Source organism: Nocardia sp. NPDC056952 (genome assembly GCF_042674185.1).
GTDB lineage: Bacteria > Actinomycetota > Actinomycetes > Mycobacteriales > Mycobacteriaceae > Nocardia.
In genome coordinates this window covers 140,277-157,084 of sequence record NZ_JBHURA010000014.1, presented here as the reverse complement: position 1 = coordinate 157,084, position 16,808 = coordinate 140,277, and the positions used below count along the sequence as shown (strand labels likewise).

Genomic DNA, 16,808 nt, shown 5'->3' with positions numbered 1-16,808 from the left:
GTCAGGCGCCGTTGCGTACGCGACGAAGGAGCAAGCAACGGCGCCTGACCGGCGGCCCGTGGTGGCCGCGGACCCGCGCGCGCCAGCGCGCCAAAAACACAGCGTATACCGAACTGGACTACTAAACCCCAGGTCAGCACCATATTTCAGCTGGCGAGGAGCTCCACTTCCTCGATGATCGAGTAGTCCTCGGCGTTGCCCTTCAGGACGGTGCTGGTCTGTCCGTCGACGCCGACCGGGATGTCACCGGCGAGGGTGATGCGGGTGAGGCGACGCGGCTGGTCGTTGTAGTCGTCGATGGCGTAGTGCTGAGTGGCACGGTTGTCCCAGATCGCGACGTCGCCGTCGGACCAGTTCCAGCGGGTGGTGTTCTCCAGGCGGATGACCCGATCCTGGAGCAAACGGAACAGCTGGTCGGACTCGCGCGACGGAATTCCCACGAACTGCTTCACGAAATGGCCGAGCAGCAGCGCACGCTCGCCGGTCTCGGGATGCACCCGCACCACGGGGTGTTCGGTCTCGTACACATCGGACTGGAATTCCGCCGAGTACTCGACCTGGGACGGACGCACCTTGTCGACCGCTCCGGCGTAGTCGTAGAGATTGGTGTGCACCGCGCGCAGGTTCTCGGCCAGCGCCTTGAGCGGGGCGGGCAGCGAGTTGTAGGCCGCGACCGTGGACGCCCAGGTGGTCGAGCCGCCGTAGGTGGGCAGGTGCTCGGCGCGCAGGATCGACGCCTTCGGCACGCGGTCGACGAACGTCACATCGGTGTGCCAGGAGTTGGCGCGGCTGCGCTCGGAGTCGATGGCCAGGCTCTTCACCCCGGCCGACTTCACCGTGGGATGCGGGGTGGTCGGGCTCCCGAGCAACTCCGCGAACTCGTACTGGCCGTCCTCGGTGAGGTGGTTCTGACCACGGAAGAAGATCACCTTGTGCTCGTTGAGCGCGCGCCGGATCTTCGCCACGGTCGCCGCGTCCAGATCACCGCCGAGCCGGACACCATCGATCTGCGCGCCGATGTGGGCGCCGAGCTTGGTCACCGTCAGGGTGGCTGGGAGGGCGTGGTCGACCGTCATGGGGATCACCTTCACTGTCGTTCTCGATCGGTTGGTATGCATCAAGCACACCGTGAATCCCGTTCGACAGACAGGGTTTGCGTCGGAGTGATCCCAACGCCGTCAGCCGATGTGCTCCCGCAGGTAGGCCAGGTCCTCGGCGACCCCGTCGACCGGGGTTTCCAGGATGACGGGCGCACCGGCCGTGCGGCAGACCTCGGCCAGCAGTTGCGGGTCGATGGTGCCGTCGGCGAAATTGGCGTGCCGGTCGGCGCCGGAATCGAATTCGTCGCGCGAGGAGTTCAGGTGCACGAGATCGATGCGCCCGGTGATGGCCTTGATCCGCTCGACCACCCCGACCAGTTCCTCACCACCCGCCCACGCGTGACACGTGTCGAGGCAGAAGCCCGCGCCGTAGTCGCCGACCGCGTCCCACAATCGCGCGATCGAATCGAAATGCCGGGCCATCGCGTGATTGCCGCCCGCGGTGTTCTCGATCAGGATCGGCACGGCGAACCCGCCCTTGTCCTGCTGACGCTCGAACAGCTTGCGCCAGTTGTCGATTCCGGTATCGAGCTCGGCGTCGGAGCGCACGTGTCCCCCGTGCACCACCAGGCCGAACGCACCGAGGTCGGCCGCGGCCTTCGCCTGCTGGGCCACCGCGTTGCGCGAGGGCATCCGCAACCGATTGTTCAGACTCGCCACATTGATCTGATAGGACGAGTGCACGACCACATCGATCGGACTGGCCAGAATCTCGGCGGCCCTGGGATGCGGCTGGGGTTTGTCCCAGCTCTGCGGATCGACCACGAACATCTGCACGACCTCGGCACCGAGCTTCTCGCCGAAGCCGATCGGATCGCTCTCGTCGCGAACATGTGCTCCAATGCGCATAGCTGCCACCCTAATATCAGGCACCGACAACTTCGCTCGCGATGTTGCGCGGCGGTGGGTTCGGGAGATACATCGGTAGAATTTCAAACGGGTGCTCTGCCCTGGAGGGGGTGACTTCGCGTGTTGCGCAAAGGCGACGTGTTCGCCGGATACACGATCCGGCGCGTGCTGGGCCAGGGTGGAATGGGCGTGGTCTACCTGGCCAGGCACCCCCGGCTGCCCCGGCTCACCGCGCTGAAACTGCTCAGCCGTGAGCTGTCCGCCGACGAGGAGATCCGCCGCCGCTTCGAGCGCGAAGCCGATCTGGTCGCCCAGCTCGAGCACCCCAATATCGTCAACGTCTACGACCGTGGCACCGACGACGACCAGCTGTGGATCTCCATGCAGTTCGTGGCGGGCACCGATGTCGCGACCGCCGACGTGAACGTGCTGACACCCGGCCGGGCCGTGCAGATCGTCGCCGAGACCGCCACCGCGCTGGACTTCGCGCACGCGGGCGGCGTGCTGCACCGCGACGTGAAACCGGCGAACATCCTGCTCGCCAAGCCACCGATCGGGCGCCCGGAACGCGTGGTGCTCACCGACTTCGGCATCGCCGCGGTGCGCGACAGCGAAACCACGCTGTCCTCGGCGGGCACGATCACCGCCACCTTGGCCTATGCCGCGCCCGAGCATCTGGCGGGCGCGCCCCTGGATCATCGCGCCGATCAGTACTCGCTGGCCTGCACGCTGTTCTGGATGCTCACGGGCTCGGTGCCGTTCCCCGGACCCAGCCCGGGCGCGGTGATCCAGGCGCACCTGAGCAAGCCCCTTCCCCCGCTGCGCAGTCTGCGCCCCGACCTGCCCGCGACCCTGGACGCGGTGCTGGCCAGAGCCACCGCCAAGCGCGTCGAGTCCCGTTTCGCCAGCTGCGCCGAGTTCGCGCAGGCGGCCAAAGCGGCGCTGTTCGCGGTGCCGGGGCCGTGGCATCAGCAGCAGCAGTACACCGCGGCGGGTGTGGTTCTGCGCGCCCGCGAGTCCTACCCGCAGGCGCCGGGATATCCTCGGCCGCACACCCCGGCGCAGCCCTATCGCCACGCGCCCCCGCCGACCACCCCCGCGCAGCCGCACCCGCACGTGCAGCCGACCACTCCCGCGCAGCCGCATCCCCACGCGCCGCGGCCGTCGACGGGCGGTCCGGCCATCCCGCCGCGACGCGGAAGCGCACGCCCGGGCACCATCGATTTCCCTGGTGGCCGTAACCATCCCGGCTATATCGTGCCGCCTCAGCAGCGGCGTCCGCCGTGATCGTGGCAACCGTCGGCGTCGTCGCCGACTGATAAGGTTTCGTTGATTTTCCCGTGGCGGGCAACGTCGGCCGCGGCTTTTATGCTGTACGCGCGTGCGCTGGTGGGTCCCGGCGCGCGGCGGGAAGTGGAGCAGACATGCTGGCCAACGGAGATGTTTTCGCCGGCTACGTCATCGAACGGCAGCTCGGCCGCGGTGGCATGGGTTCGGTCTATCTGGCCAAGCACCCCCGCCTACCGCGGATGACGGCGCTGAAGTTGCTCAATCGCGAGATGTTCTTCGACGCCGAGGTGCGGGCACGGTTCGAGCGGGAGGCCGATCTCGTTTCGCGCCTCGATCATCCGAACATCGTCACCGTCTACGACCGCGGGCACGACGACGAACAGCTGTGGATCTCCATGCAGTTCATCGACGGCGTCGACGCGGCATCGGTGGATCCGCAGACGCTGCCGCCCGCCCGCGCGCTGCAGATCGTGAAGGAAACCGCCGACGCGCTGGACTACGCGCACGGTATGGGCGTGCTGCACCGCGACGTGAAGCCAGCCAATATCCTGCTCGCCCGCTCGGGCGCGGGCCGTGGCGAACGCGTCTACCTCACCGACTTCGGCATCGCCCGATTGCGCGACGACACCGGCCACCTCACCCAGACGGGCACCTTCACCGCGACGCTGGCCTACGCCTCCCCCGAACAGCTCACCGGCGCCGCGCTGGACCACCGGTCCGACCAGTACTCCCTTGCCTGCGCACTGTTCTGGCTGTTCACCGGTTCGGGACCGTTCGCGGCGACCAACCCGGCCGCGGTGATCCAGGGCCATCTCCAGCAGCCGCCGCCCACGCTGAGCAGCGTCCGGCCCGGCCTCTCCTACGCACTCGACGGCGTGCTCGCCAAGGCGATGGCCAAGCGGCCCGATGACCGGTTCGACTCCTGTTCGGACTTCGCCGAGGCCGCGATCGAGGCGTTGAACAGCCCGAGCGCACCCGCGTTGCCGATCGTCGGACCACGACCGGGCACCGGCGGTTCGCTGCCGATCGCCGGGCGGCCCACGACGGGCGGCGCGATTCCGCAGACCGGTCTGCCGTATCCCGTTGCCACGCAAGGCCCGATGACCGGCGGCCCGATGGGCACCGCGCAGGCCCCCATGACCGGCGGCCCGATGAGCACCGCCCAGGGCCCCATGACCGGCGGCCCGATGGGCACCGCGCAGGGCCCGATGACGGGTGGCCCGATGGGCGCCCAGCGTCCGATGAATCAGTCGCCCACCGGCGCTTCGCAGCCCTACACCCAGCAGTCGCGGCCGCAGTACCAGTCGGCGCCGCGGCCACAGGCCAGTGGTTTCGCCCAGTATCCGCAGGGGCAGCGTCCGCCGTCGAAGTCCAACACCGGGCTGATCATCGGCATCGTCGTCGCGGTGATCCTGGTGATCGTGCTGCTGATCGGCATCGGTATCGCGGCCAGCGGCGACGACGCGGGCGGCGGCGACCGCACGACCACCACGTCGGCGAGCACCTACATCACTCCGAGCGCCGACGCCATCAGCGCGGAGTTCGGCCGGATCGTGCCCGCCACGGTCGACGACTCCACCGGATACAACGGCGCCACCTGCTGGGAGACCGACAACAGCGATCCGCCCTCGCCCGCCGAAGGCGAGCCCGATTTCGGTGCCTGGGTGCACCTGTGGAGCTGCTTCGGCGGCGGCGACAGCGACGATCCGTTCTACCGGATCTATGCCTTCAACTCGGCCGCCGACGCCAAGTCGGTGCTCGACGGCCTGCCGGCCAACACCAAGTCCACCGACAGCAACGGCGGCAAGCAGTACACCAACTACAAGTTCACCGACAATGGGAACAAGATCATCACGCAGTTCACCGGCGATCCCGGCCGCGCCCAGTTCCTGATGTACACCGACGGCTACGGCACGGCCGACGAGGTGCTGCGCTGGTGGCGCTCGGCCCCGCTGAACTGACCGCGATGTATGACGAGGGCGGCGTTTTCGCCGGATACACCATCGAACGACTGCTGGGCCGCGGCGGCATGGGCTCGGTGTATCTGGCACGCCATCCGCGGCTGCCGCGGCGCACCGCGATGAAGCTGCTGAACCGGGAGTTGTTCTTCGACAACGAGATCAAGGCCAGGTTCGAACGCGAGGCCGATCTCGTGGCGCAACTCGAGCACCCGAATATCGTCACCGTGTACGACCGGGGCGTCGAGAACGACCAGCTGTGGATCTCCATGCGCTACATCGACGGCGCCGACGCGTCGTCGCTGCCCTCACCCGTCGACCCGGCGCGCGCGGTCCGAATCGTCGCCGAAACCGCCGCGGCACTGGACTTCGCGCACAGCCGCGGCGTGCTGCACCGCGACGTGAAACCCGCCAATATCCTGATCGAACCGGTCGACGGCACCGAACGTGTCTACCTCACCGACTTCGGCATCGCCCGCCTGCACGACGACAACGCCGCCAAGCTGACCCAGACCGGAACCTTCACCGCCACCCTGGCTTTCGCGTCTCCAGAACAGCTGTCCGGCATCACCCTCGACGGCCGTGCCGACCAGTATTCCCTGGCCTGCACGCTTTTCCGGCTCCTCACCGGAACCACCCCCTTCGACGCCACCAATCCCGTCGCGGTGATCCAGGGCCACCTTCAGCAACCCCCGCCCCGCGCGAGCACGCTCCGATCGGGCATCACCCCCGCACTCGACGCGGTCATCGCCCGGGGCATGGCCAAGCGCCCCGAAGAGCGCTTCGCCACCTGCGCCGAGTTCGCCGCCGCCGCGCTGCGAGCCCTCGCCGGTCACGCTCCCCCGCAGCAACTCCACGGCTCGGCGGCCACCAGAACCTACCCGCCGAACTCGCCGTATACCCCCGGCGCCGGTTATCCGATCGCCGGCCGTGCCGACCCGAATTCGCCTGGCGGACAGGCGCCGTGGCCGGGCTCGACCGGTCCCGATCAGCCGTGGGCCGTGAGCGGCCGACCCGCCGGTTCACAGTGGGCGGGCAACGCCGCCCCCGGCCTCGGTCAGCAGTGGCCGGCGGTGGGCGGCGGTTCCTCCTGGTCCGCGCAGCCGAGCCCGTCGTGGCCCAACGAATCCGCGAACCACGCGAGTGCGCCGAACGCGGGCGCGCAACGTCGCCGCGACGCCGGGAATTCCAGGGCGACGGGTAGGGGCGCGCGCCCTTCGGTCGCCGAGGAGTATCTCGGCAAGAAGCGGAAATCCCGCTGGGAGGGATCGCCGATCGGCTGGCTGGCGATGATCGCCGTCGTGATCTTCCTCGGCTGGATTCTGGTGACCACCTTCGGCGATGACGGCAACGCCGGTGCGTCGGGCGGGCAGGGTTCCGAAACCTCCGCGGTCGCTACACCGTCCGTCGACGCGACGACCTCCGCTCCCCAGCGGCTGACGTCGACCACCCCGCCGACGAGCGACCGACGGGTCATCGGCGCCAACGCGGCGAAGCTCAGCGACGAGTTCCCCCGCATGCTGCCCGCCACCTCGGCGAGCAACCTGGTCCATGCCGGTTCCGGTCTGGGGAACGCGGGCTGCTTCGCCTACGACCGCGCGACCGCCAGCCGCGATTCCGACGACGCCGATATGGGCGACTGGTCGGTGATGTGGCATTGCTTCGGCGGCGGCAACAAGGCCACCTACGAGTTCTTCCTCTACCCCTCCGCGGATCTTGCCGCGCAGGCGATCGCGGGCCTGCCCGCCAACGACGCCCGCCCCATGTCGCATACCGGCCGCACCTACACGAACTTCGTCTTGGACGGCAGCCAGCCGAAGTCGCCGCGCATGGTCACCCGCTTCGACGGCGATCAGGCCCGGGGCGCCATGCTCATGTACAGCCGCGGTTTCATCGCCGACGAGGCCCAGGTGCTGGATTGGTGGCACACCGCCCCGTTGGTCTAGTCGGCCAACGCGTAGTGCACGAAGTCGCGCACCGGCTCGAAGCCGATCCGCTGGTAGATCTTGTTCGAGGTGGGATTGGCCAGGTCGGTGAACAGGCAGGCATCGGCGCCCTCCGCGCGAATCCGGCCCGCGACCGTGGCGGTGAGCGCGCTCGCGAACCCGTTGCCCCGGAACCGCGGTGGGGTGTAGACCGGGCCGATCCTGGCCCAGCCGAGGACCGCCTCGTGCCGGGCGACCAGGGTGACGGGCTGACCGTCGTGCTCCCACAACCACGAGGATCCGGCCTCGATGCGCCTGCGCACCGCCGTCTCGTCGAGTCGATGTGGCACATCGGCTTCCACGCCGAATTCCTCGGTCATCGCGATGCAGACGGCCACGTCGTCGAGGCCGGCCTGCCGTGGTGCGCCAGGGGCATCCGGCATCTGGAGGGTGCCGAGGCGGAACAGTCGGACCGAGAACTTCTCGCGGTAGGTACCGCCGACGGCCTTCGACCAGTGCGCCGCGAACGCGACGGCGTCGGCATCGTCTCCCTCGACACTGCGCAGGGCGATGTCGTGTGCCCGAAAGGCATCGGCGACGGCCGAAATACTCTGTGCGGGCAGCGCACCGAGGTAGGCCGCGCCGTTTGTGCACTGCGCGAGGCCGACGACCGTCCCCGCGTCGTCGCGGACGCTCACGAATTGCGTGACCATCCCGCCGGACCTGCCGTTGATCCGGTTCACCAGAGCAGTCGCGATGACCGTGTGGCGCAGCGGATCGCCGTGCAGGAACGGTTGTACGTCGTCCAGGAACCGGGCCGCGTCAGCGGTGATGTCGATGCGCACCGTGTCGACGGTAAGCCGTCACACCCGCGACCGCATTCGAATTATGAGGTGTCTCAGGTTGTTTCGTGTACGTCCCGATCGGTACGCAGCTTCAATAGGATGAGACCTGCCGTACAGGCCAGGATCAGCCCGGCGACGGTGATCTCCACGTGCAGGCCCGCGATCCCGAGGCCGGCGCCGACGAGACCGCCGACGAAGAACAACCAGCCCATGATCCGCGCGACCACCGCGAGGGTGCGGTTGCCGGGCGGTGTCGACGAAAGATGCCCGACGGTGGCCGAATCAGTGTTCGCCGCCGCGGTTTCCAGCCGGGGTGTCGAGAGTGCTCCCATGAGATTCTCCTCGATGACGCCGATCAGATACTTGCGCCGCGCGACCTCGCGCGTCAGGGGTAACGTTGCCGGACGTCTCATGCGTAACTTTGCTCACACACGCTACGACTCGGCGACGTCGAACGCGCGCGACACGTCCCCACGACACGCTGAATTGATCAATCCGATATCTGGACCACTAGCGTTTAAAATGCGCTCTTTTGCCCGACCTGCACTACTGTGAGGCGATCTCGAAGCCGACGAGGAGTAACAGGCGATGGATAACAGCAGGGCCAAGTTCGTGGGTCCGGCAGTCGCTGTTGGCGCGGTATCGCTCGGACTGATCATCATCGGTGCGTGCGGTGTCGGGCAGCAGGATGTCTACGTGCCGGCACCGCCGTTGAGCGCGGATCTGGCCGCCGCCCCCGCGCGGTCGGCGGACGAGCCCACCTCGACCACGGTGCACATCCCGATCCCGCCGTCGCCCAGTTGGCGGATCGCACCGTACATGTCGCCGCGGAAACCGTTCAGCCTCAGTTCCACCGAGACCTCGCCGTCGGAGACGCCACCGCCCGAGGGGGAACCGGCGCCCGAATCCCGCCCGGCCGAGGCGACGACCGAATCCCGGCCCGCCGAGACGACGACGCGCCCGCCGGAGACCACCGAAGACGAGCCGACGACCACCCGGCCGCAGATCCCCACCCGGCAGAACCCGACCCGCACCGTCACCCCGCCCCGCGTGGGCGATGACGAAGCGTCCGAGGACTATCCGCCGACCCACGCCTTCGACCGCGCGACTCCGACCACTGTCGTCCCGGCCGACACCGGCGCCACACCGACCACGGTGACGACCACCGAGGCAGCCACGACCACCGAAACCCCGGCCCCCACTACCGCCGAGGGCTGACACGACGATGGTGCGCACCCGAACTCCGGGCACGCACCACCGTCGAAGAAGCTACAGCTCGACCAGGTCGTACTCGCCGATCCGATCGGCCAGCTCCCGCCGATGTTCCAGCGCCCCACCGAGTGTCTGCCCGATCGCGGTCAACCGGGCGACATAGTGGCTCACCGGGTACTCCGCGGTGACGCCGATGCCACCGTGCATCTGGATCGCCTCCTGGCCGATGTGCTCGGCCGACTTGCCCACCTGCAACCGCGCCCGTGACCCGACCACCGGATCGTTGCCGCCGTCGGCCAGCGCCGCCGTCGCGTACAGGCTCATGCTGCGGGCCAGTTCCAGCGAGACGTAGCAGTCCGCCGCGCGCTGGGTGAGCACCTGGAACTTCGACAGCGTGACCCCGAACTGCTTGCGGGTCTTGAGGTATTCGGTGGTGAGCGTGAGCGCCACCTCCATCGCCCCGACCGACTCCGCGCACAGCGCCGCCTGCGCGTAGCCCTGGGTCAGGGCGATCTGTTCGGCGGCGTCGACGGCGTCACCGAGCAGTTCGCCCGCCGCGTTGTCGAAGTCGAACTGGGCGGCGCGACGACCGTCGAAAGTGCGGTACGACCGTCGTTGCACGCCATCCTGATTCGGGTCGACCAGGAACAGCCCGGTCCCGCCGCCGGGCAGCAGCGCGCTGACGATCACCTCGTCGGCCACATCACCGCGCAGCACCGGATTCTTCACACCGGTCAGCGCGTATTTGCCGCCCTGCGCCACCGCGGTGGTGGTGAGCTCCGTCGACGGCCACCGCAGGCCGGGTTCGGTATGCGCGAAGGCGAGCAGGGTGGTTCCCTCGGCCAGCGCGGGCAGGAGCCGCTGACGCTGCTCGGCACTGCCTACCAGCCGCAGCAGTTCGGCCGGGATCACCACCGAATCGAGCACCGGCTCCGGGGCCAGCGCGCGACCGAGCTCCTCCTGCACCAGCATCGCCTCGACCGGGCCCGCGCCGACGCCACCGTCCTCCTCGGGAATGGTCAGCCCGAGCACCCCGAGGTCGGCGAGCTGCTTCCAGACCGTGCGATTCCAGCCGGGGTCGGTGTCGCCGCTCTTGGTAAGGGCCTCGCCGTCGTAGAACCGGTGCAGCAGTTCGCGCACGGTGTCACGCAGCATCGTCTGTTCTTCGGTCAGTGCGAGTTCCATGTCAGCGCCTCACAATCCGAGGATCGTGGAGGAAATGATCGAGCGCTGGACCTCGCTCGAGCCTCCGTAGATGGTCACCTTGCGGTAGTTCAGATAGCCGGGGCCGGTGTGCTGGGCCCACGCGGGCGAGGCGATGTCGTCGGCGTCGACCGGCAGCGCGTCGGCGCCCGCGACCTCCAGCAGCAGTTCGGTGGCGGCCTGCTGCAAATCCGTGCCCTTGAGTTTCAGCACCGACGACGCCGGATTCGGCTTGCCCTCGACAGAATTGGAGACCACTCGCAGCTGGGTCAGTTCCAGGGCGAGCAGTTCGTTCTCCAGCTCGGCCAGCCGCGCCGCGAACACCGGGTCGTCGAGCAGCGTGCCACGCCCGGTCCTGGTCGCGCGGGCGTAGTCCTTCGCGAGGCCGAGCTTGACCTTGGTCTTGCCGACGCCGGTGATGGAGGTGCGTTCGTTGCCGAGCAGATACTTGGCATAGGTCCAACCCTGGTTCTCCTCGCCGACGAGCTGATCGGCGGGCACCCGGACGTTCTCGAAGAACACCTCGTTGACCTCATAGCTGCCGTCGATCAGTTTGATCGGGCGCATGGTGACACCGGGCGACTTCACATCGAAGAGCAGGAAGGAGATGCCCGCCTGCTTCTTCGGCGCGTTCGGGTCGGTGCGCACGAGGCAGAAGATCCAGTCGGCGTACTGGCCGAGCGTGGTCCAGATCTTCTGGCCGTTCACGATGTAGGAGTCGCCGTCGCGCACCGCGGTGGTGCGCAGCGACGCGAGGTCCGAGCCCGCGTCGGGTTCGGAAAAGCCCTGGCACCACCAGATGTCGAGCGCGGCGGTGGGCGGCAGGAAGCGCTGCTTGAGTTCCTCGGACCCGAACTGGGCGATCACCGGGCCGACCATCGAGGCGTTGAACGTGAGCGGCTCCGGTACCGAGGCCAGCTGCATCTCGTCGAGCCAGATGTGGCGCTGCATCGGCGTCCAGTCCTTGCCGCCCCAGGCCACCGGCCAGTTCGGCACGCACAGGCCGTTGTCGTTGAGGATCTTGTTCGCGGTGACGATGTCCTCGCGGGACAGATCCTGGCCGTGCTTGACCCGATCGCGGATGTCGGCGGGGATCTCGGTCGCGTAGAAATGCCGGAGCTCGTCGCGGAAAGCGACCTCTTCCGGGGACAGGGCTAACTTCATACGGGTCTCCCAGTCACTCGTAGCCGTCGAAGAGAAACCTACCCTTCGGTAATCCTCGGTGTCGACTACATCACACGCGATGGGTGTCCCCAGCTGCCCCCACCGCACGGTCGGCGGCTCGGCGACCCGCGCGCCGACCTGGTACGTTGCCAGACGAACCGGACTATCCGGCGACGAGCATCCATCGAGGAGTCACGGGTGAACGGCAGATCCATCGCAGGTAGAGCAGCGGTCGTCACCGCGGCGAGCATCGGCGCGCTGGCCCTGCTGGCCCCGAGCGCGATCGCGTCGCCCACCGACGACGCGATCGGCCACCTCACCCACCTCGCCGGCGACGACACCACGGCGAAAGCCGGTGTCGGCGCGATCGCGAGCTTCACCGGCATCGTCGGCGTCGACGCCCTGCGTGACATCTCGACGCAGTTCACCCCCTTCACCTACGCGGCCCCCACCTTCGGCTGCGGCAGCAACGGCCCGATCACCACGATCATCGCCGCGGCGTCGTTCGAAGGGCCGGGCCCGCGCACCGCGACGAGCCTGACGCCGGGCGATATCCGTTTCAGCGCGAGCCCGCGCCACTCCGGCGTTCCGCTGGCCTCCGGCCTCAGTGTCGCGTGGGTCAACGTCAACAACGGTCAGAGCGGCATCGTCGGCCTCGACGACCAGACCGAGTTCAATCTGCCGTCACTGTCGAAGACGGTGCACAGCGGTGCGGGCACCGTGGTCGCCTCCATGTGGGGAACCATCGACTACGCGGGCGCCCGCTGCGTGATGACCCCGACCGTCGGCACGTTCGTCGTGCCCGATCTGCCGGTGGTGGTCCCCGAAGCTCCCGCGGCGCCGCCGACCCCCGAACCGCAGGCCGTGAGCCCGGGCTCGGGTGAATCCTCCTCGAGCGCACCGACATCGAAGGCCCCGGCGCCCGCTCCGGTCGAAACGCCTCAGCCCGCCCCGGTGCCCGCTCCCCCGGCCCCGCCCGCGGCGACCAACGTCGGCGGCTGAGCCGGCTTCCAGTAGGTCCCCTGGCCGGCGGATGAATTCGCCGACCGGGCAACGGCAGCCCGGATCCGCGCGCCGGTCACCTCGACGGTCGCGTCAGCCGATCGGGCGGATGCGCAGGACCGTGCCCTCCTCGGAGCCCGCGAGCAGAGCCGACGGGTCGGACGGGTCGGCGACGACGGCGGTGAGCGGCTGGGTGGCGACGACGGTGCACGCGGTGCCGGTGTTCGGGTTGACGCGGACCAGGTGCCCGGCCAGCGTCGTGACATACAGGGCACCGTCGCGGATGACCAGGTCGTCGACGAAATCGGGCAGTGTGCCGAACGAGGTCAGGTCGGCGACAGTGGTCGCCGCGCCCGGGTGGGTACGGGAGAGCCGCAGTACGCGACCGACGGGCCCACCCGCACCGACGAAGTTCGCGGTGACGTAGACCGAGTCACCCGACACCACAACACCGTTGGGTCCCTCGATGCTGACAGCCGACCACCAGTCCATGTCCTCGCTGCCGTCGCGGCGCAGGCGGTGTAGTCCGTTGCCGGTGGTCACATACAGATTGCCGTCGGCGTCGAAGGCGGCACCGTTGGGCTGCGGGAAGCCGGTGGCGAAGGCGACGGGGTTCGGGCGCGCGGCCGCCGGGTCGAAGCGGACGATGCCGCCCGAGCCGGCCAACGGCGAGTTGCCGGTGACCACGTACAGCAGTCCGTCGGGACCGAGCCGGACGGCACCGGGCGAGGGCACGGCCACCGTGGCGGTCAGGCGCCCGTCGCGGTCGTAGCGCTGTACCTCGCCGCGCATGACCCGCGAAACCCACAGGTCACCCTGGGCGTCGATGCCGAAGTTCTCCGACCAGTCCAGCAGCGGCACACTCGACCTGATCGCGACGTCCTGGCGCGCCTGTCCGCACAGGGACAGCGGGGCGGCGCCCGCGACGGCGCCGGAACCGAGCGAGGCGCTGGTCACGACAGCCGCACCGACCACAACACGGACGACGCAACGACGGAACGACAACATCTGTAACCCTCGACTCTGTTGACCCGGTTCGACGCGCGAAGTCTAACGGCTGCGGGCCCACCGTGTGCAGCCCACGTCACCTGCGGTTCCTATCACGGGGTACCACGTAGTAGTGCTGTCTCCCATAACAATTCGATCGGCCGAACAGCGATAATCGACAGGTGCCCTATTTCGACAGCGAGCGTGGCCGATTGCACTGCCGGTGCTGGTCCGTCGACCGACCGGCGGCGAGGCTGGCGCTGCTGCCGGGCACCGGTCAGCACAGCGGGCACTATCACCGCTTCGCCGCGGCGTTGCGTCCCGCCGGAATCGAGCTGTGGGCACTCGACACCTCGGGACAGGGACTGAGCGAGGGCGATCCCGACGCGCCGGGCACCATCGACGAGCTGACCGCCGACGCGCGGGGATTTCTCGCACTCGTCCGCGCCGATCATCCGGACCCGCCGGTGTTGATGGGGCACTCGCTCGGCGCGGTGACCGCCGTGAATCTCGCCCGCGACAACTCCACTGACCTGGCCGGACTCATCCTGTGTGGTACTCCGCGCCGCGTCGCCGACATCGCGCCGGAGCCCGGCCTCGCGCTGCTCGCGGTGCACGGCGTGGACGACCGGCGCGCACCCATCGATGTAATCCGGCTATGGACAGCACGGCACCGATCGGTAGATTTGCGCGAGTACGCCGACGCCGGACACGACCTGTTGCACGAACCGGTGCAGCACCGCGTGGCGGCCGATATCGCGGAGTGGGTACTCACCGCGGTGCGATGAACGACGAAGGGGGAACCGGTGCAACCGAATCGAACGGGGCTGCCGAATACGGCGGCTCTCGGCCAAGCCGTCGACGAGGGCGGGTTGTGGATCGACGGGGTGCTCGTGGCCGACGGCGCGCCCGAACGCTGCGCGCTGCGCTACGAACGGCTGGCCGATGAGGTCGAGGCCCAGGTGCGGGCGCTCAGCGCGACCGCTGTCATCCCCGGTTTCGGCGGCCTCCCCTCGGGCGGTGCCCTGCGCACCGGTTTCGAGTCCAAGGCCACCGAGGCACTCGACGAACTGCGCGCCTACGCGAGCACCGCGCGCGACCTGGCCGCCGTGTTCCGCGCCGCCGGGGCGAGCTTCCGCGAGGCCGATCAGGCATTGGCGGGCGCGGTTGCCGCGATCGAGGTTCCCGGTGATGGCGATGCGTAGTATTTCCGGCCGTACCGACCTGGACTACGTTTCCGTCGTCGAAGTCTTCGACAACCTCTCTCATGCCGAAATTCACAGTGCGGTAAGGCAACTCGACCCAGCCGCACTGGCAGGCGCGGGCGAGACGTTCCTCACCACCGCCACCGGCCTCGGCGACGGCGTCGAGATCGCGCACGGTGAGATCCGTGCCGCCATCGCCGACGGCTGGCGCGGCGCGGCGGCCCAGCAGGCCTCCGACGCGGTACGCGACTTCGAGCAGGCCGGTCGGCGCATCGCCGATGTCTTGACCGCGGTCGGTGTCCGGCTCAGCCAGGCCGGTGACGCCGCCGAGTCCCTGCGCGCCGCGGTCGCGGAACCCGATGGGGCACAGCCCGATCCGGCTGCCGCGCTGCTGGACTCCGAGCAGGCCGCGAACAACGCCACCATCACCCGCGAGGCCGAGAACGCCCGCCTCGACGCGGTGCGGGCGATGGAGACGATCTACGCCGGAGCCTTCCTGCCGACCGGATCCGGGGTACCAGCCTTCACCGGAATCGCCACGGAGACAGGAACTGTCACCGCCGGGGTGGCGCCGTCGGGTGCCGCTCCCTCGGCCGGAATTCCGCAGGTGAGCGCCGTCGTCGCGTCGGCGACGACACCGGCGGCCGTCACCGCCGCCACGATGCCCGCCGCATCCGCGCCGGTCGCCGGAACAGCGGGCACCCTCTCCACCGGCAACGGCGCGCTCCCGGCCAACGGAACCGCCGCGACCCCGGGTGTGGTCGCGAACGGGACGACTCCGGCGTCTACCTCCCCTGCCGCGACAACAGCCCCGAACCAGCCGCCTGCCGACTCCAGCAGGGCGAGCACCACCACCCCGGCGTCGACCACGGCCTCCCCCGGCACGATGTCCGTAGGTGCCCGAACCCGCCGCGCGGGAACCTCGACTACGTCCGCGCCCGTCGGCGCGACACCGCCGACCGGCGAATCGAACGACGAGACCCACTCGGCGAACACCGCGGCCGCCGGCGATGCGGCGGCAAGCGATACCGCCACCGAGGCGGCGAGCAAGGGCAGGCAGGAGCGCGATCCCTCGGTGTCCGGTGGCGAAGCCGCCACCGGGATGGGCGCGGGCGCGATCGGCGGAATGATGGGTGGGGCGATCGCCGCCGCGGATCAGACGCGGCCGTCCGGTGGTCCGCGTCCCGCTCAGGCGGCCGAGGAGGTCGAGGACGAGGAAGACGAGTTCCTGCGGTTCCTCGAGGAGGAGCCGACCTATCTCGAGCCCGCCGACGAAGTCAACGCGCTGATCGGGAAGATGGAGCCGACCAGTCCCGCTGTGCTCGGTGAGTGGACCGAACGGGAGTGAACTGGCACTTCACCCCGGACCAGTTCGCGCTGGGCTGGGCGCGCACCGACGGCGACCGGATCCCCTATCCGCTCGCCGTCCGTGCGTCCGCACGCGACACCGTCGAGCGGGCAGCCCAGCAACCCGCGCTCGACGCCTGGTGCGCTCGCACCCTCGACGCCGACCTCGCGGCTGCCCTGCGGGTGCTGGCGAAACCGGAGATCCGGGTCGAGGTCTGCGGCCACGCGCCCGCGCCGGTGCGGATGCTCGGCGCGGTCACCGCGGATGTCGCGGTTCTCGCGGTGCAGGATCCCGGTAGCGCTCCCGACCGTGGCGGTTCGGTGCACGTTCAGGTCGGCAGTACGAAACGTCTTGCTGCCCAGGTGTTCTCCCGGCTGCCCGCCCAACGCCCAGGCCTCACCCCGCGCATCACGGCACCGGCGACCCGGGTCGAGGAGGACAGCCGCGACCTGGTGACGGCCCCCGTCGCCGGCCCGTCCGACGCCGCGCGCATACGCCGGCTCCTCCAGCGCCCCCGCAGCGGCATCGGCCAGATCCTCGTCGCGGCAGGCACCGACCCCACACCCTCGGGCGTCCTCTCCTGGATCGACCTCACCGGCGACGGCCGCTACCTGGTCCACGCCAGCCGCCACATCGACATCACGCCCGCCACCCCCGACACCGCCGTCGAATGGCTACGCCGCCTACTCCGCAGCGTCTGATTCCCCCGGGCAAACCCCC

At 69.3% G+C, this 16,808-nt stretch carries 16 protein-coding genes; 9 read left to right on the top strand and 7 right to left on the bottom strand.

Annotated features, from left to right (window positions below):
* Positions 1-146 precede the first annotated feature (146 nt).
* On the bottom strand, positions 147-1,076 hold the full coding sequence (locus tag ACFTS5_RS31900; protein ID WP_378638422.1) for a TauD/TfdA dioxygenase family protein: 930 nt from the start codon (positions 1,074-1,076) through the stop codon (positions 147-149).
* A gap of 102 nt (positions 1,077-1,178) precedes the next feature.
* Complete coding sequence (locus tag ACFTS5_RS31895; RefSeq protein ID WP_378638420.1) at positions 1,179-1,949, bottom strand: deoxyribonuclease IV; 771 nt, start codon at positions 1,947-1,949, stop codon at positions 1,179-1,181.
* Between the two features lie 120 nt (positions 1,950-2,069).
* On the opposite strand from ACFTS5_RS31895, the gene ACFTS5_RS31890 reads away from it, so the two are divergent.
* From ACFTS5_RS31890 to ACFTS5_RS31880, 3 genes are all read left to right on the top strand, one after another.
* Complete coding sequence (locus ACFTS5_RS31890; protein WP_378638417.1) at positions 2,070-3,236, top strand: protein kinase; 1,167 nt, start codon at positions 2,070-2,072, stop codon at positions 3,234-3,236.
* A gap of 137 nt (positions 3,237-3,373) precedes the next feature.
* The gene (locus ACFTS5_RS31885; protein WP_378638415.1) at positions 3,374-5,200 is read left to right on the top strand and encodes a serine/threonine protein kinase; all 1,827 of its coding nucleotides are present in this window, start codon (positions 3,374-3,376) and stop codon (positions 5,198-5,200) included.
* Positions 5,176-7,143, top strand: a complete 1,968-nt coding sequence (locus tag ACFTS5_RS31880; RefSeq protein WP_378638412.1) for a protein kinase — start codon at positions 5,176-5,178, stop codon at positions 7,141-7,143. The genes ACFTS5_RS31885 and ACFTS5_RS31880 overlap by 25 nt, the downstream gene beginning before the upstream one ends.
* Here the strand turns inward: ACFTS5_RS31880 and ACFTS5_RS31875 are convergent.
* Positions 7,140-7,967 (bottom strand): GNAT family N-acetyltransferase, encoded by an 828-nt coding sequence (locus ACFTS5_RS31875; protein WP_378638410.1) that lies wholly within the window; start codon positions 7,965-7,967, stop codon positions 7,140-7,142. The genes ACFTS5_RS31880 and ACFTS5_RS31875 overlap by 4 nt on opposite strands.
* Before the next feature lie 53 nt (positions 7,968-8,020).
* Complete coding sequence (locus ACFTS5_RS31870) at positions 8,021-8,380, bottom strand: hypothetical protein (protein WP_378638408.1); 360 nt, start codon at positions 8,378-8,380, stop codon at positions 8,021-8,023.
* 175 nt (positions 8,381-8,555) lie between these two features.
* Between ACFTS5_RS31870 and ACFTS5_RS31865 the strand changes: the two genes are divergently transcribed.
* Positions 8,556-9,185, top strand: coding sequence for a hypothetical protein (locus tag ACFTS5_RS31865; protein WP_378638405.1), 630 nt, complete (start codon positions 8,556-8,558; stop codon positions 9,183-9,185).
* Positions 9,186-9,236: 51 nt separating this feature from the next.
* Here ACFTS5_RS31865 and ACFTS5_RS31860 read toward each other — a convergent pair whose 3' ends face one another.
* Positions 9,237-10,364 carry an acyl-CoA dehydrogenase family protein gene (locus ACFTS5_RS31860; protein ID WP_378638404.1) on the bottom strand — a complete coding sequence of 376 codons (1,128 nt, stop codon included), beginning with the start codon at positions 10,362-10,364 and terminating at the stop codon, positions 9,237-9,239.
* A 9-nt stretch (positions 10,365-10,373) separates the two neighbouring features.
* On the bottom strand, positions 10,374-11,546 hold the full coding sequence (locus ACFTS5_RS31855) for an acyl-CoA dehydrogenase family protein (RefSeq protein ID WP_378638401.1): 1,173 nt from the start codon (positions 11,544-11,546) through the stop codon (positions 10,374-10,376).
* A 198-nt stretch (positions 11,547-11,744) separates the two neighbouring features.
* On the opposite strand from ACFTS5_RS31855, the gene ACFTS5_RS31850 reads away from it, so the two are divergent.
* Complete coding sequence (locus ACFTS5_RS31850; protein WP_378638399.1) at positions 11,745-12,548, top strand: hypothetical protein; 804 nt, start codon at positions 11,745-11,747, stop codon at positions 12,546-12,548.
* 93 nt (positions 12,549-12,641) lie between these two features.
* Here ACFTS5_RS31850 and ACFTS5_RS31845 read toward each other — a convergent pair whose 3' ends face one another.
* The gene (locus ACFTS5_RS31845) at positions 12,642-13,505 is read right to left on the bottom strand and encodes an SMP-30/gluconolactonase/LRE family protein (protein ID WP_378638396.1); all 864 of its coding nucleotides are present in this window, start codon (positions 13,503-13,505) and stop codon (positions 12,642-12,644) included.
* Positions 13,506-13,717: 212 nt separating this feature from the next.
* Here ACFTS5_RS31845 and ACFTS5_RS31840 point away from each other — a divergent pair, with 212 nt between their 5' ends.
* The 4 genes from ACFTS5_RS31840 to ACFTS5_RS31825 are packed head-to-tail and all read left to right on the top strand — an operon-like array spanning position 13,718 to position 16,789.
* Positions 13,718-14,323, top strand: coding sequence for an alpha/beta hydrolase (locus ACFTS5_RS31840; RefSeq protein WP_378638394.1), 606 nt, complete (start codon positions 13,718-13,720; stop codon positions 14,321-14,323).
* Between the two features lie 18 nt (positions 14,324-14,341).
* Positions 14,342-14,740, top strand: coding sequence for a hypothetical protein (locus ACFTS5_RS31835; protein WP_378638391.1), 399 nt, complete (start codon positions 14,342-14,344; stop codon positions 14,738-14,740).
* Positions 14,733-16,088: a WXG100 family type VII secretion target gene (locus ACFTS5_RS31830; RefSeq protein WP_378638389.1), complete on the top strand. Its 1,356-nt coding sequence runs from the start codon at positions 14,733-14,735 to the stop codon at positions 16,086-16,088. The genes ACFTS5_RS31835 and ACFTS5_RS31830 overlap by 8 nt, the downstream gene beginning before the upstream one ends.
* Entirely contained in the window at positions 16,070-16,789 is a 720-nt protein-coding gene (locus ACFTS5_RS31825; protein ID WP_378638386.1) for an ESX secretion-associated protein EspG, read from the top strand. The genes ACFTS5_RS31830 and ACFTS5_RS31825 overlap by 19 nt, the downstream gene beginning before the upstream one ends.
* Positions 16,790-16,808: the final 19 nt, after the last annotated feature.